This is a genomic window from Demequina globuliformis (assembly GCF_000975155.1).
Classification (GTDB): Bacteria; Actinomycetota; Actinomycetes; order Actinomycetales; family Demequinaceae; genus Demequina; species Demequina globuliformis.
Genome location: NZ_BBRG01000001.1, coordinates 461,505 through 474,895 on the forward strand (window position 1 = coordinate 461,505; position 13,391 = coordinate 474,895).

A 13,391-nucleotide genomic window follows, 5' to 3' on the forward strand; every position below is an offset into this window, starting at 1 on the left:
GGCTACGCTCGGTCTATGACAGAAGCATCCAACTTTGCATCCGAAGCCGCTGCCGCCCTCGCCGCCGCCACTGGCGTGGAACGTCACGATGTGGCGCTCGTGCTGGGCTCGGGGTGGTCTGGCGCGGCCGACCTCATCGGCGAGGAAGTCGCGTCCGTACCTGCCTCCGACATTCCGGGATTCGCCGGGCACGTCGTTGCGGGGCATCAGCCCACGCTGCGGTCGCTGAAAACGGCCGACGGCCGCCACGTCTTGGTCTTGGGCGCTCGACAGCACTTCTATCAAGTACGCGACGCGGCCAAGGTCGCCCACGGCGTGCGTACCGCTGCTGCAGCGGGCTGCACCCAGCTTGTGCTGACGAATGGATGCGGGTCGACTAACCCCGACGTTGGCCCCGGCTCGGTGGTTCTCCTCTCGGACCACCTGAACCTGACCGGAGCCACCCCGCTTGAGGGTGCGACGTTCGTGGACATGACTCAGACCTACTCCCCCCGCCTGCGCGGCATTGCCCGTGAGGTCGACGGCGACCTCCATGACGGCGTGTACGCGCAGTTCACTGGCCCTCAGTACGAGACGCCCGCTGAAGTCAAGATGGCCGCCATCTTGGGAGCGGACCTCGTGGGCATGTCCACGGCGCTGGAGGCTATCGCGGCACGCGAGGCCGGCATGGAGATCCTGGGCCTGTCCCTCGTCACCAACCTGGCGGCCGGCATTGGCGGAGAAACGCTCAACCACCAGGAAGTGATCGACGCGGGCGCGGCCGCAGCGCCCCGCATCTCCCGACTTCTTGCAGACGTTGTGGAGCGCATGCGATGAACGAGCTAAGCGCACTGATTGATCGCGCCCGCGAGTGGGCCGCGGACGACCCTGACGCAGACACTCGTGAGGAACTTGACGCGCTGATTGTCGCCGCGGAGGCGGGCTACGACGACGCCGTGCACCAGCTGCAGGACCGGTTCCGTGGCATGTTGGAGTTTGGCACTGCGGGCCTGCGTGGCGCGCTTGGTGCTGGCCCCAACCGCATGAATCGCGCGGTGGTCATTCGTGCGGCTGCCGGCCTCGCTCACTACCTCACGGACGCACTCAATGACGCCGGCGAGAAGCCCAGCGCGACCGTCGTGATCGGTTTCGACGCGCGCCATGGTTCCCGCCAGTTCGCCTTGGACACGGCCGCGGTGATGACGGCGGCCGGCCACCGCGCGCACGTCATGCCACGCCTACTTCCCACTCCTGTGCTCGCGTACGCGACCCGGGCCATGAACGCCGATGCCGGCGTCATGGTGACGGCTTCGCACAACCCGCCGCAGGACAACGGGTACAAGGTTTACCTGGGTGGACGCGTGGTCACTGGTGATGGCCAGGGCGCTCAGATCGTGTCGCCATTTGACGCGGAGATCGCCGAACGCATTAGTCAGGTGCATGCTGTCGCTGATGTTCCGCGCGCGGCAGAGGGCTGGGAAACTATTGGCGCCGACCTGGTCTTCCAGTACGTCGCGGCGACCTCTGCGCTCGTCGGGGCACCCCAGGGCGATGGCACGCGCGGGGACATCAAGATTGTCCTCACCCCGCTGCACGGCGTGGGCGGCGATGCCGTGGAAACGGTGCTCAGCTCCGCCGGTTTTGGCAACGTGCACACGGTGCCTCAGCAGGCGCAGCCCGACCCGGACTTTCCGACGGTGGACTTCCCCAATCCTGAGGAGCCCGGCGCCATCGACCTCGCGCTGGCCCTCGCTCAGGAGGAGAGCGCGGACCTGGTCATCGCCAATGACCCCGACGCCGACAGGTGCGCCGTCGCGACCGTGATCGATGGCCAGTGGACCATGCTCCACGGCGACGTGGTGGGTTCGCTGCTCGGCGAACGCATCGCGGCGCGCGGCAAGCACTCTGCCGGTGCCGTGCTCGCCAATTCCATTGTGTCCTCCCAGCAACTGGGCCGGATTGCACAGCGGCACGGACTGCGTCACGCCCACACGCTGACGGGTTTCAAGTGGATTGCGCGCGAGCCTGGACTGGTGTTCGGCTACGAGGAGGCGCTGGGCTATTGCGTCGCGCCAGACCTCGTGCGCGACAAGGATGGGGTGTCCGCGGCCGTGCTGATCGCTGACTATGTCGCGGACCTCAAGGCACAGGGGCGCACGCTGGCCGACGCAATCGATGACCTTGCGCGCGCGTACGGCGTTCACCTCACTCGCCAGGTGTCGGGGCGCTTCGATGACCTGTCGAAGATCCCCGCGCTGATGACTCGCTTGCTGGCTGAACCTCCGGCAACGCTCGCTGGCTCGCCTGTCATCCACACCGACGACATGAACGAGGGCTTTCAGGGCCTGCCGCCCACGAATGGACTGCACTTGGCGACAGAGTCCGGTGCCCGCGTGATCATCCGGCCTTCGGGCACCGAACCCAAGATCAAGGCGTACCTCGAGGTCGTGGAAGAGCCCAGCGAAGACGTCGCAGCCGCACGCAGCCGCGCAGAGTCAGCGATGGACGCTCTCGTCACGGATGTCAGGGAGGCCCTAGGCCTCGCCTAACCCACCCCTCCCACCGCCAAATGGCTCCATTTGGCTGTTATAGAGGGCCATAACGGGCGAAAAGTGCCACTTCACGCGGTGGCGTCCTGCGGACGCTGTGGTGACTTAGTGCGATGCCCTGGTGACTTCGCGCCGACGCCGGGTTCAGCCAGCGCCGATGCCGTGGTGGCCGTCCATACGGGCGGCACCCGCGCATCGGCCCGCCGCTGCTCCCCTCCTACCGCTGAAGTGGCACAAAATGGCCGTTACGCACCCATAAAACAGCGAAATGGAGCCATTTGGCGGGATGGCGGGGTTGGCGGGGATGGGGCGACGGGATGGGGCGCGGCGTTAGTAGCCGCCGGCCTCTTCCCCATCGCTAGCGGAAGCGGAGCCGTCCAGGCCATCCAGCACCGCGCGCGTACCCGACAAGCCCAATCGTGACGCGCCGGCCTCGATCATGGCCAGTGCGGCATCGGCCGTGCGAATGCCGCCTGATGCCTTCACGCCCAGCGCGTCGCCCACCGTTTCACGCATCAGGCGCACCGCGTGCTCGCTCGCGCCGCCGGCGGGGTGGAATCCCGTCGACGTCTTCACAAAGTCGGCGCCAGCAGCGACAGCAGCGCGACACGCCCCCACGATCGACTCGTCGCTCAACGCCGCGGACTCAATGATGACCTTGAGCACCTTGTCCGTGGGCACGGCGGCACGTACGGCTGCGATGTCATCCTGCACCTCGTCGAACCGGCCCTCGATCGCGGCTGCCACGTCGATGACCATGTCCACCTCGTCGGCTCCCTGCGCGATGCTGAGGGCGGCCTCGGCGGCCTTGATGCTCGAGTGGTGTTTGCCCGACGGGAAGCCGCACACCGTGGCCACCGCGACTCCCGCCGGGGTGGAAACAGGGAGCATCGAGGGCGAGACGCAGATCGAGAACACCCCCAGTTCACCTGCCTCGGTCGCCAATGCCTCGACGTCGCCAGGCGTGGCCTCCGGCTTGAGCAAAGTGTGGTCGACGTACTGTGCCAGATCGGCTCGTGCCAGGGTCATCAGAACTCCTTGTGTGAGGGGGCGCATGTGCTGCTACCAGCCTACGTCCCGCCGGGCTCAGGCGCGCGTACGCACACGGCTGCGATGGTGACCAACGCCACAGCGCGCGACGTTGCCCGAGCGTCGGCGCCGTGCGAGCATGGGCCCAGAGCCCCAACCTGGCTCCCGGACGAGGGTGACGTACCCGGCAGCGCGACAAGACGTCACACGGGAGTCATCATGCCGTGGATCATTCTCATTGCCTCCGGAGTCCTTGAGGCTGTCTGGGCTACTGCCCTAAGTCGAAGCGAAGGCTTCACTCGCCTGTGGCCCAGCGTCATCTTTGTGGTGGCGCTCGTGGCGAGCATGTTCGGCCTCGCGTACGCCCTCAAAACCCTGCCCGTGGGCACCGCCTATGCAATCTGGGTGGGGATCGGCGCGGCGCTGACCGCCATTTGGGCGATGTCGACTGGCGCGGAGCCCTTCTCAATTGTGCGGGTGCTGCTCATTGTGGGCATTGTGGCCTGCGTGGGCGGGCTCAAGCTCACGCACTAACTCACGACAATGCCCCGGGCAAGCACACGCTCGCCCGGGGCATTCACGTGGGTGGCTAGAGTTCGATGCCGTAAGCCTCGAGGATGGCCTCGGCGAGGTCTCCACGCTCCTGGTAGGGCAGGAACGCGCCCCAGGCGGCGCTGAGCGTGGCCTCCAACAGGTCCTCGCGGGTCCAGCCGGCCTGGACGAGCACGTCGAACTCACCCGACATGGTCACGCCGGACACCAAACGGTTGTCGGTGTTGATCGTCACAGCGAAGCCCAGGTCACGCAGCGTGTGGATGGGGTGCTTCTCGATGGACTCAGCCGCGGCGGTCTGCACATTCGACGTGGGGCAGCACTCGAGCGGAATCTGCAGGTCGAGGGCGTGCTGAGCGATGTGTCCCAGGTTCGGCTCGTCCGAGTCGAAGTCCTCGATGTCCTCCCAGATGCGCACGCCGTGGCCCAGGCGGCGCGCTCCCTGGATCAGCGCGTCGGACACCGATGACGCGCCATCTGCCTCGCCCGCGTGAATGGTGACGGGCATGTGCTGCTCGCGCAGGTACGTGAAGGCTTCCGCGTGGTTCGAGGCCGGGAAACCAAACTCCGGTCCGGCGATGTCGAAGCCCACGCAGCAACGCTCGCGGTTGGCCACTGCCAGCTCCGCAATCTCACGCGAACGGTCCAGGTGACGCATCGCGTCCAGCAGCGCTGCGGCGCGAATGCCGCGGCCGGACTCGGCGGCCTCGGCCACGCCCTCCTCGATGCCCGCCTGCACAGCCTCGACCACCTGCTGGAGGCTGAGGCCACCCGCGACGTGCTGCTCTGGCGCGTAGCGGAGCTCGGCATAGATCACACCGTCGTCTGCGAGGTCGACGACGGCTTCGCGGGCAACGCGACGTAGGTTCTCTTCGGTCTGCATCACAGCGGTGGTGTGGGCAAAGGCCTCGAGGTAGCGAACGAGGTCACCGGAGTTGGCGTTCTCCGCGAAGATGCGAGCAAGCTCGTCCGGGTCCGTCGAGGGAAGCTCGTGGCCGATCTCGGCGGCAAGTTCGATCAGGGTTGCGGGGCGGAGGCCACCGTCGAGGTGGTCGTGCAGGACGACCTTGGGCAGGGCGACGATGTCGGAGTACGAAAGTGTCATGGTCCAAGGCTAGTCGCTCGGCCGCACCCTCGCGGTGGGTCTACTGCTTGAGGCGTTGGCGCGGAAGCACCATCCAGGACACCCGCGTCCACTGCCCCAGCGCCGGCTCACGGGACCCACCGCCCACCATGCGTTCGTCCGCGAGGGGCAGCACCCGTCCGGTGGACGGCTCGTATACGCGGAAGCCCCCGGCGATGCGTCCCACGAGCAACACCACGTGCCGTGGCACGACCGCATCCGTTCCCAGCGACGAGTCTCCCCCGGTGAACATCGGCACCGGGATGCCGTCGCGGAGTGCGGCGCTGGCATGCGCGATCGCGGCGTCCATCACGGCGGGGTCGCAGTCGTCCAGCATCGCCGAGTGGAACCGTACGCCCGCGAAGCGGGTGTGGTTGTCGACGCGCCATGGAGGCGTGCCGAACTTGCGCGGCCACGGTGCGACGACGAGCCCACGCGCGGTCGTTTCGCGGTGCAGGACGCGCTGCAACGCGCTCCACCGCTCGTCGATGGTGCGCGGATTGTCCTCGTGAAGGGTGACCGCGAGCGCCTCCGGTGGCAGGTGGTCACCGAATACGCGGCCCGTCATCACCCAAGCCGCGAGCAGCGGGTCCCCGGTCATCGCCATCATGCCCATGACCGCCGCGCCGCACGTCGTGGAGTCCACTTGGGTCGCTTTGATGGATCCCAGTTTGAGAGGGCCGATGCCGGTGCCGGTGGGGGCGCGCACGACGTCTTTCGCGGTTTCTGGCAGGCGCTCCCATGCGGCCGCGAGGCCGGCAGCGGCCGTGACGGTGGCACCGGAAGCAAGGACCCTCTCCAGGACGTCGGCATCCGTGACCATCTCCGCACGCGCGGCATCGAGCGCCTTGCGGTCCGCTGCCGAGAGCGTGGCCATGCGCCGCGCGTAGGAGCGCGCAAACACCGTGTCGCCGTCGCGGCGGGGGCCACGCTGGGCCAGACCTGCCGCGTGCGACGCCGCGTAGGGCTTAGCCCAGGAGCCCCGCAGGCCGACTTTGCCCGCGGTGCGAGCGGCGAGCGACGTGAGGGTCCACGGCATTTAGGACACCGTTCCGAGCGTCTCCAGGATGATCCGACGTTCTGGGGCGGTGTCTGCGACCTCGATGGCGCCGGCGCCGTCGCACGCGTCCGCGAGCGCCTGCAACCCGCGGGGCATGCGGGACTCCGTCTCGGTGTGGAGGGTGAGGATGGGCTCGCCCTTACGGACGGTCTCACCCACGGTGCGGTGCACGGTGATTCCGGCCGATGCTTGGACTGGGTCTTCCTTGCGGGCGCGGCCAGCGCCTAGGCGCCACGCGGCGACGCCTGTGCCCAGGGCATCGACGCGGCTCACGACTCCGTCGCGTTCGGCAAGGACCTGGTGGGTGTGAGGCGCGTCCGGCATCGGGGCGTCAGCGTCGCCTCCCTGCGCCTCGATCATCCGGCGCCATGCATCCATGGCGCGGCCGTCCTTGAGAGCGTCGGCTGGGTCCACGTCGGTGACCCCAGCGCCGGCCAGCATTTCGCGTGCCAAGGCAACCGTGAGCTCCACCACGTCTGCTGGGCCGCCACCTGCGAGCACCTCGACGGACTCCGTGACCTCGAGTCCGTTTCCGATCGCGCGCCCCAGCGGGGTGTTCATGTCCGTCAGCAAGGCGGACGTCTTGACGCCAGCATCGGTGCCGAGGTTCACCATGGTCTCTGCCAGTTCGCGAGCGGACTCGATGTCCTTCATGAAGGCGCCGGAGCCGACCTTGACGTCGAGAACGAGCACCCCGGTCCCTTCGGCGATCTTCTTCGACATGATCGAGGAGGCGATCAGGGGGATCGCCTCAACTGTGCCCGTCACGTCACGCAACGCGTACAGCTTTTTGTCGGCGGGCGCCAGCCCCGAGCCTGCGGCGCAGATGACGGCTCCGACGTCCCGCAACTGGTCCATCATCTCGTCATTGCTGAGAGCCGCGCGCCAGCCCGGAATGGACTCGAGCTTGTCGAGGGTGCCTCCCGTGTGCCCCAGGCCCCGGCCTGACAGCTGCGGCACGGCAACGCCGTAGACCGCGACCAACGGCGCCAGCGGCAAAGTGATCTTGTCTCCTACACCCCCAGTGGAGTGCTTGTCCGCGGTGGGCGCGCCCAGACCAGAGAAGTCGAGCCGTTCACCGGTATTGATCATCGCGTGGGTCCACCGTGCAATCTCCGCACGCGTCATGCCGCGCTGGAGGATCGCCATCGCGAGCGAACTCATCTGCTCGTCCGCCACCGCGCCACGGGTGTACGCGTCGATCACCCAATCAATCTGGTCATCGGCGAGCACTCCACCGTCGCGCTTGGTGCGGATGACGTCGACAGCGTCGTGGGATTCCGTCGTACCTGCTTCGGTCACTGCACCTTCTCCAAATCCTCGGGCCCGAACGCGCCGGGCAACATCTCTTCCATGGTGACCACGCCGCCCGCGGTTTCTACCAACAGGGCGCGGCCACCGTGTTCGAACAGCAATTGGCGGCACCGTCCACACGGCGCCAGAATCTCGCCGTTGCCGTCCACACACGTGAACGCCACCAGGCGGGAACCGAGCTGGTCGGTGTGGAGCTTCGACACCAGTGCGCACTCGGCGCACAGAGTGAGACCGTAACTGGCGTTCTCGACGTTCGCACCAACCACGGTGGCGCCGGTGTCCGTGAGTGCCGCCACCCCCACGGGGAATTTCGAGTACGGCACGTATGCGCGCGTGGCGGCGTCGCGCGCAGCAGCCCGCAACCCCTCCCAATCGATGTCGGGCACGTGGGGCCTCCTACTTCTTGTACGGGATACCTTCAGCGGCTGGTGGGCGAGAGACACCCACCAGGCCGGCCACGGCAAGGATGGTGACAAGGTACGGGAGCATCGACAAGAACTCCGATGGGATAGCGGAGCCGATGATGCCGAACTGCACGCGCAAGGCATCCGCGAATCCGAACAGCAGTGCTGCAGCCAGCGCGCCACGCGGGCTCCACCGGCCGAGGATCATCGCCGCCAGGGCGATATAGCCCTTACCTGCCGTCATTTCCTTGCCGAAGGCCAGCCCCGAGGCGACGGTGAAGAACGCGCCTCCGAGCCCGGCGACCGCACCACCGAGCACAGTGTTGCGCACTCGAGTGCGGTTGACCTTGATGCCAACGGTGTCTGCAGCCTTGGGGTGCTCGCCGACGGCGCGAACGCGCAAGCCCCAGCGGGACTTGAACAGCATGATCTGCAGGACAATCACCACGACGTACATGATGTACACAAGCAGGTTCTGCTGGAACAACACGGGGCCGATGATCGGGATCGACGCCAGCAGCGGGATGTCGATTTGCGGCAGCGACAACGCGCGGTTGAGGCTCGGGTCATCCGTCATCATCGTGGAGAAGAAGAAGCTCGTCAGACCGATCACCAACATGTTGAGCACCACGCCCACCACGATCTGGTTGACCCAGTACTTGGTCGCGAAGATCGCGAGCAAGAGTCCGACGAGTGCGCCGGCAATCGGGGCCGCGATGAGACCGACGTACGCATTGCCCGCCATCGACCCCACGAGCGCCGCGAGGAAGGCTCCGGCCAACAGCTGGCCCTCAATCGCAATGTTGATGATTCCCGAGCGCTCGCACAGCGTTCCGGCCAAAGAACCGAACACCAGGGGCACGGCGAGGAACAGCGCGGACGTCAGCAATCCGGTGAGCTGGATCGTTGTGCCCGAGCGGTCGGCACCGGCCCACGTCAGGAGGGCCCCTAGCACGGCCATCCCGAACACAATGGGCAGCCAGATGCCCACCTTGCGGAACTGGTTGGCCCGGAAGCCGACGTACGCGGCCAGCAGGATCGCGACCACCGACAGCACCACGGCCGCAGCACGTGCCGGCACGGTGATGCTGGGCAGCGTGATGAAGTCGGAGCTGGTGGCCACCGTAAAGGTGGTCTGGACGCCCGATGGCGTCGTCAGGCCGAACAGCAGTAGCGAGAGCACCGCGACCACGCTGAGGCCAATGGTGGCCTTCCACGACTTGGTCTCGGCTGGCTGGGGACCCTTGCCCTGCTGAGGCGTGGGGCTGTGTTCCGTCACCGTGGCGCTCATGCCGCCACCTCCTTCTCGTGGGTGGGGGCAGGCAAGCGGAACATCGACCGAATCAACGGTGGAGCGGCGATGAACAGCACAATGAGCGCCTGGATGACAAGGACGATGTCAACGGGCAGTCCGGCTTGAACCTGCAGGGTCGGACCTGCAGCTCGAAGACCACCGAAGAGGATCGCGGCAAACACCGTGCCGAGCGGACGCGAACGGCCGAGCAGGGCGACAGTAATGGCGTCGAATCCGATGGATCCCGCCGTCGCCGTCGTGAGCACCTTCTCTGTTCCCAGCACCTGCGCAGATCCCGCCAAGCCGGCGAACGCACCCGCGATCACCATGACAAGGATGTACGCCTTCGAGACGTTCATTCCCGCAGTACGGGCCGCGTGACTGTTCGCGCCCACGGCGCGGAGCTCGAAGCCGAGCGTCGACCGCTCCATCAACCACCAGGCAAACCACGCGCCACCGAGCGCGAGCACAAATCCCCAGTGAAGGTTGAAGTTGTCGCCCAGTAGCAACGGGTACTGCGCGCTCTCGTCGACGATCGGTGAGATGGGGTTGTTGGACCCCTCGCGTTGGAACGCTTCACGCGTCAACAGGTAGGCAACGAGGTAGAGCGCAATGTAGTTGAGCATGATCGTGACGATCACCTCGTGTGCTCCAGTGCGTGCCTTCAGGAATCCGGGAATGAAGCCCCACACCGCTCCACCGAGCGCCGCACCCACGACCGCGAGCAGCAGGTGGATGGGGAACGGCAGGTGGAACGCGAAGCCGATGTACGCACCAAGCGTGGCACCGATCAGCAGCTGTCCTTGAGCACCAATGTTGAACAGACCAGCGCGGAAACCAATACCCAGGCCAAGGCCAGCGAACAACAGCGGCGTAGCCATGGTGAGGGTCTGCGTGAACGGCTTGATGAAGCCGACAAAGTCGTTGGCCTGGAAGTTCACCACGGCGCCTTGGAAGATCGCGCTATAGGCCCCGCCGAGCGCGTCGCCGATTGCGGAGAAGGTGTCCCCGGGCTGCGAGAAGAAGTAGCCCGCGGCCGCGCGGACGTCTTCGTCGGCGAAGCAAATCAAGATGCCTGCGATGAGCAGCGCGGCAACGACTGCCATGACGACCACGAGCGTGGAGCTCTCGAGGATCTGTCGCAGGACGCTCTGCGAGCGAGGCGCTCCCTCGGTGTCCGCGGGGCTGGTCGGTCCGCCCGTGCCCTCGGGCTTGGGCGTTTGCGTCTCGACTGCCGCGCCGTCAGCCGCCGCACCGCCTGCGGTGGTGTCGCTCGCGGCCTTGTCGTTTCCTGCGTCGTCGTCACCCGGGCGGGGTGCGGTCGAGTCGCTCATGCAGCGTCCTCCTCGTGTGCGCCGGCCATCATCAGCCCCATCGTGTCGCGGTCAGTGTCGGGCGACACGATGTCGACAATTTCGCCGTGGTACATCACCGCAATGCGGTCCGCGAGCGCGTACACCTCGTCCAGTTCCGAACTCACGATGATGACCGCAACTCCCTTGTCACGTTCTTCGATGATGCGTTTGTGGACAAACTCGATCGAGCCCACGTCCAGCCCGCGCGTGGGCTGGGACGCGATCAGTACCTTGAGATCGCGCGCGAGTTCGCGAGCGAGCACCACCTTCTGCTGGTTACCGCCCGACAGCGAGCCGGTCAACGCGTTGATGGACGTTGTGCGCACATCGAACTTCTCCACCTGCGTTTCCGCATGCTCTTTCACCACGGAAGGCTTGATCGCGCCTGCACGCGAGTAGGGCTCGCGGTCGTACAGGTCGAGGATGAGGTTATTCGCCACCGTAAACGAGGCGACGACGCCGTCCTCGGTGCGGTCCTCGGGGACGAACCCCACGCCGGCGTCCAGCACCTGGCGGATGGTCTTGCCCGTCAGCTTCTCGCCCTGGAGCGACACGGAGCCGCTCTTGGTTTCGACGACGCCAAGGATCGCTTCCGCCAGCTCAGTCTGGCCGTTGCCTTGCACGCCAGCGACTGCGAGAATCTCCCCAGCCTTGACCTCAAGTGACACGCCGTTGAGCAGCGTGATGTGGGTGGCCGGGTCCACCACGGTGAGGTCGGAGACCTCGAGAACCACGTCGCCCGGCGACGCCTCGTCCTTCTCCACAGTCATGGACACGTCGCGGCCCACCATCAAGGACGCCAGTTGCTCCTGTGAATCCGTGGGCTCGGCCGTACCGACGACCTTGCCGCGCCGGATCACCGTGATGGTGTCCGCGATGGCCTGGACCTCGCGGAGTTTGTGGGTAATGAGCACCACGGCCGTACCGGAATCACGCAGCTGCCCCACAATCTCCAAGAGTTCATCGGTCTCTTGTGGGGTCAACACTGCCGTGGGTTCGTCCAGAATGAGCACCTTGGCGTCGCGAGACAGCGCCTTGATGATCTCGACGCGCTGTTGAGCGCCGACGGACAGGTCCTCGACCACAGCATCGGGGTCGACGTGGAAGTTGAAGCGATCGGAGATCTCGCGCACCTTCGCGCGCGCTGCTTCGACGTCCAAAAGCTTTGCTGGGCCGGTGACTTGCTCGTGGCCCAGCATCACGTTCTCCGCGACGGTAAACGGCGGCACGAGCATGAAGTGCTGGTGGACCATGCCGATGCCGGCCGCCATCGCCTCACCTGGACCGGAGAAGACCACCGGCTCATCGTCGAGCAGGATCTGACCCCCATCCGCGTCGTAGAGGCCGAACAGGACGTTCATGAGGGTGGACTTTCCGGCGCCGTTCTCGCCCAGAAGCGCGTGGACGGTTCCCGATTCCACAGTGATGCTGATGGCGTCATTCGCGGTGAAGTCGCCGAACTTCTTGGTGATCTCGCGTAGTTCGAGTTTCACGCTGTCTCCTTCTAGGACCTGCGCCGATGCTGGTCCCTCAAGTCAAGCACGAGGGGCGTACCGCGTCTACGCGGCACGCCCCTCGCGTGGAGTGAGCTCGCGGCTCACATGCTGGTGTGTTAGCCGGCCGTCGAAGGCTCGATCTCACCCGCGATGATGCCCTCACGCAGGGTCTCAAGCTCCGCGGTGACCTCCTCGGGCACAACGCCCTCGGGGAACTCCGCGATGCCAACGCCCTCGTTCTCCAGCGTGCCCACGTAGGGCTCGTTGGTGAAGCCGTCGCCGGCAGCCTGGTCGATCGTGTCGAACACTGCGTTGGAGATGTTCTTGAGCACCGAGGTCAGGATGATGTCGGCGTACTCAGGAGCGGACTCGGTCCAGTCGGAGTCCACACCCACGAGCCAGGCGTCGCCAGCCGACTGCACGGCCGAGGCGGCACCCAGACCCACGGGACCCGCGACGGGCATCACGATGTCCGCACCCTGGTCAAGGAAGCCCTGCGTGGTGTTCTGGCCCTTGGTCTGGTCGTCGAAGTCACCGGTGAACGAGCCGTCCGAGCCGTCCCAACCGAGAACCGAGACGGAGCCGCCCATGTCCTCGTTGTACTTGTTGGCGCCCGCGAGGAAGCCGTCCATGAAGATCGACACGGTCGGGATGTTCACACCACCGAAGGTGCCAAGCGTGCCAGTCTGCGACGCGCCAGCGGCCGCGTAGCCCGCGAGGAACGCCGCCTCGTCGGTCTCGAAGAACATGGGCTTCACGTTCTCGATGGGCTCGTCGTAGCCGAAGTCGACGATCGCGAAGTTCACGTCGGGGTTGTTGGCAGCTGCCTCAGCAGTCGCGTCACCCAGCAGGAAGCCGACGGTGATGATCAGGTCACAGCCTGCAGCAACCTGGGCCTCAAGGTTGGGGCCGTAGTCGGACTCGGCGGTGGACTCGGCCTGAGCGATCTCAACACCGAGCTCGTCGCCTGCGCGCACCAGGCCGTTGTATGCCGACTCGTTGAACGAAGCGTCATCGAAGCCGCCCGCGTCAGAAACCATGCACGCCTTGAAATCGATCGACTCGGCGGCCTCCGTGGTGGCGTCGGTCGTCGACTCGGCGCTGGTCTCTTCCTCAGGGGCAGAACCACACGCTGCCAAGACAAGGGCGGACGCTGCCGCCACTGCACCAATGCGAATCGAATTGCGCATCTGTAGCTTCCTCACTATCGAATGACCTGTTGGGTACGCCAGGCTG

At 66.2% G+C, this 13,391-nt stretch carries 12 protein-coding genes and 1 riboswitch; of the genes, 3 read left to right on the forward strand and 9 right to left on the reverse strand.

Annotated features, from left to right (window positions below; genetic code table 11):
* The first annotated feature begins 15 nt into the window (after window positions 1–15).
* Entirely contained in the window at window positions 16–816 is an 801-nt protein-coding gene (locus AOP75_RS02105) for a purine-nucleoside phosphorylase (protein ID WP_062076708.1), read from the forward strand.
* Entirely contained in the window at window positions 813–2,528 is a 1,716-nt protein-coding gene (locus tag AOP75_RS02110) for a phospho-sugar mutase (protein WP_062076709.1), read from the forward strand. Before AOP75_RS02105 ends, AOP75_RS02110 begins: the two co-directional genes overlap by 4 nt.
* 330 nt (window positions 2,529–2,858) lie before the next feature.
* Here the strand turns inward: AOP75_RS02110 and deoC are convergent, their stop codons facing one another.
* A complete protein-coding gene (deoC, locus tag AOP75_RS02115) occupies window positions 2,859–3,557 on the reverse strand; it encodes a deoxyribose-phosphate aldolase (protein WP_062076710.1) in 699 nt (232 codons plus the stop codon).
* 145 nt (window positions 3,558–3,702) lie between these two features.
* Window positions 3,703–3,767, forward strand: a riboswitch (guanidine-III (ykkC-III) riboswitch).
* 9 nt (window positions 3,768–3,776) lie between these two features.
* Between deoC and AOP75_RS02120 the strand changes: the two genes are divergently transcribed.
* On the forward strand, window positions 3,777–4,091 hold the full coding sequence (locus tag AOP75_RS02120) for a DMT family transporter (RefSeq protein WP_062076711.1): 315 nt from the start codon (window positions 3,777–3,779) through the stop codon (window positions 4,089–4,091).
* A 55-nt stretch (window positions 4,092–4,146) separates the two neighbouring features.
* Here AOP75_RS02120 and AOP75_RS02125 read toward each other — a convergent pair whose 3' ends face one another.
* From AOP75_RS02125 to AOP75_RS02160, 8 genes are all read right to left on the reverse strand, one after another.
* Window positions 4,147–5,214: an adenosine deaminase gene (locus tag AOP75_RS02125; protein WP_062076712.1), complete on the reverse strand. Its 1,068-nt coding sequence runs from the start codon at window positions 5,212–5,214 to the stop codon at window positions 4,147–4,149.
* A 40-nt stretch (window positions 5,215–5,254) separates the two neighbouring features.
* Complete coding sequence (locus tag AOP75_RS02130) at window positions 5,255–6,271, reverse strand: hypothetical protein (RefSeq protein WP_062076713.1); 1,017 nt, start codon at window positions 6,269–6,271, stop codon at window positions 5,255–5,257.
* The gene (locus tag AOP75_RS02135) at window positions 6,272–7,594 is read right to left on the reverse strand and encodes a thymidine phosphorylase (RefSeq protein ID WP_062076714.1); all 1,323 of its coding nucleotides are present in this window, start codon (window positions 7,592–7,594) and stop codon (window positions 6,272–6,274) included.
* Window positions 7,591–7,992 (reverse strand): cytidine deaminase, encoded by a 402-nt coding sequence (locus AOP75_RS02140; protein ID WP_062076715.1) that lies wholly within the window; start codon window positions 7,990–7,992, stop codon window positions 7,591–7,593. Before AOP75_RS02140 ends, AOP75_RS02135 begins: the two co-directional genes overlap by 4 nt.
* A 10-nt stretch (window positions 7,993–8,002) precedes the next feature.
* Complete coding sequence (locus tag AOP75_RS12775) at window positions 8,003–9,301, reverse strand: ABC transporter permease (RefSeq protein WP_062076716.1); 1,299 nt, start codon at window positions 9,299–9,301, stop codon at window positions 8,003–8,005.
* Window positions 9,298–10,638 (reverse strand): ABC transporter permease, encoded by a 1,341-nt coding sequence (locus AOP75_RS02150; protein ID WP_083966627.1) that lies wholly within the window; start codon window positions 10,636–10,638, stop codon window positions 9,298–9,300. Before AOP75_RS02150 ends, AOP75_RS12775 begins: the two co-directional genes overlap by 4 nt.
* Window positions 10,635–12,152: an ABC transporter ATP-binding protein gene (locus AOP75_RS02155; protein WP_062076717.1), complete on the reverse strand. Its 1,518-nt coding sequence runs from the start codon at window positions 12,150–12,152 to the stop codon at window positions 10,635–10,637. The genes AOP75_RS02150 and AOP75_RS02155 overlap by 4 nt, the downstream gene beginning before the upstream one ends.
* 119 nt (window positions 12,153–12,271) lie before the next feature.
* Window positions 12,272–13,345, reverse strand: a complete 1,074-nt coding sequence (locus AOP75_RS02160; RefSeq protein ID WP_062076718.1) for a BMP family lipoprotein — start codon at window positions 13,343–13,345, stop codon at window positions 12,272–12,274.
* Window positions 13,346–13,391: the final 46 nt, after the last annotated feature.

Coding starts and splice junctions, on each gene's coding strand:
- AOP75_RS02105 (WP_062076708.1), top strand. CDS start 16: ATGACAGAAGCATCCAACTTTGCATCCGAAGCCGCTGCCGCCCTCGCC.
- AOP75_RS12775 (WP_062076716.1), bottom strand. CDS start 9,301: ATGAGCGCCACGGTGACGGAACACAGCCCCACGCCTCAGCAGGGCAAG.
- AOP75_RS02110 (WP_062076709.1), top strand. CDS start 813: ATGAACGAGCTAAGCGCACTGATTGATCGCGCCCGCGAGTGGGCCGCG.
- AOP75_RS02130 (WP_062076713.1), bottom strand. CDS start 6,271: ATGCCGTGGACCCTCACGTCGCTCGCCGCTCGCACCGCGGGCAAAGTC.
- AOP75_RS02160 (WP_062076718.1), bottom strand. CDS start 13,345: ATGCGCAATTCGATTCGCATTGGTGCAGTGGCGGCAGCGTCCGCCCTT.
- AOP75_RS02125 (WP_062076712.1), bottom strand. CDS start 5,214: ATGACACTTTCGTACTCCGACATCGTCGCCCTGCCCAAGGTCGTCCTG.
- AOP75_RS02120 (WP_062076711.1), top strand. CDS start 3,777: ATGCCGTGGATCATTCTCATTGCCTCCGGAGTCCTTGAGGCTGTCTGG.
- AOP75_RS02150 (WP_083966627.1), bottom strand. CDS start 10,638: ATGAGCGACTCGACCGCACCCCGCCCGGGTGACGACGACGCAGGAAAC.
- deoC (WP_062076710.1), bottom strand. CDS start 3,557: ATGACCCTGGCACGAGCCGATCTGGCACAGTACGTCGACCACACTTTG.